The sequence below is a fragment of the Acinetobacter sp. UBA6720 genome (assembly GCF_002454215.1).
Taxonomy (GTDB): Bacteria; Pseudomonadota; Gammaproteobacteria; order Pseudomonadales; family Moraxellaceae; genus Acinetobacter.
The window spans coordinates 1-660 of record NZ_DKIK01000148.1 but is presented as its reverse complement, the minus strand read 5'-3'; the positions used below and the strand labels follow the sequence as shown (position 1 = coordinate 660).

Genomic DNA, 660 nt, shown 5'->3' with positions numbered 1-660 from the left:
ATTAATGGCCGTCAAAGAATTGGGACGACGCTACAGTAGTCAGCAGCTCAAGCAAGAAAAGTTAGAGCTCAATCATTCAGCTCAGTTACTCAAGTTTTTACAATATGAATTTTCAAGCGAGAACCAAGAGGTTTTTGCCGTACTCTGTCTCGATGCACATTTAAGAAAAATAAACTTTAAAAAGTTGTTCTTTGGTGCAGTAAATTCTTGTGAAATCTCGATCAACCAATTGCTCCGTTATTGTATTGCTCAACATGCTACCTTTGTCGTGATTGCCCATAACCATCCGCTTGGAAAAGCTCAGCCCTCCGCGGCGGATATCGAACTGACCGAGCGTATTCTTCAAGCCAGTAAGCTCGTGGACATTCAACTGATTGATCATTTTATTTTATCGCCCGAAGGTACATTTTCTTTTGCTGAACACGACCTGATCCAACCCACTTAAATATGCAGACAAATGATTGACAAATACCACGACAAATATGAAGATCAAGCAAAATTGTAAAAGAATTCTAATCACATGATTGTGCGTGATCAGCCCAGTATTTTTAAGGTGCTTTTTTCATGGCGTGGCACCATTCTTCCCAAAGTTTTACCCCCTTTGGGCGTGGTCATGTTGGTCTCTGCCATTATTGGCATTTTGTCCTATGTCGGCTATTT

Annotated in this window: 2 protein-coding genes; both read left to right on the top strand. The window is 40.8% G+C overall.

Annotation, left to right across the window (positions count from 1 at the left end; translation table 11 throughout):
• Window positions 1–445: JAB domain-containing protein (locus B4F08_RS13150; protein WP_291374679.1), on the top strand; the 445-nt coding region annotated here is incomplete at its 5' end.
• 75 nt (window positions 446–520) lie between these two features.
• Window positions 521–660 (top strand): bestrophin family ion channel (locus B4F08_RS13145; RefSeq protein ID WP_291374707.1); only part of this gene is annotated, 140 nt, incomplete at its 3' end.